Here is a 250-nt window from a genome sequence, read left to right as displayed (position 1 = left end):
GCTAGGAGGTTGGCTTAGAAGCAGCCACCCTTTAAAGAAAGCGTAATAGCTCACTAGTCGAGTCGGCCTGCGCGGAAGATGTAACGGGGCTCAAACCAGGTACCGAAGCTACGGGTATCATCTTTTGATGATGCGGTAGAGGAGCGTTCTGTAAGCCTGTGAAGGTGAGTTGAGAAGCTTGCTGGAGGTATCAGAAGTGCGAATGCTGACATGAGTAACGACAATGGGAGTGAAAAACTCCCACGCCGAA

The 250-nt window shown here is 50.8% G+C and carries 1 rRNA gene; it reads left to right on the top strand.

Going from position 1 to position 250, the window contains the following annotated elements:
* Positions 1-250 (top strand): 23S ribosomal RNA (locus ACYP2A_RS22220); the annotation flags it as partial.

The organism is Pseudomonas sp. 3A(2025) (assembly GCF_054589175.1).
This window is presented reverse-complemented; position numbering and strand designations above follow the sequence as displayed.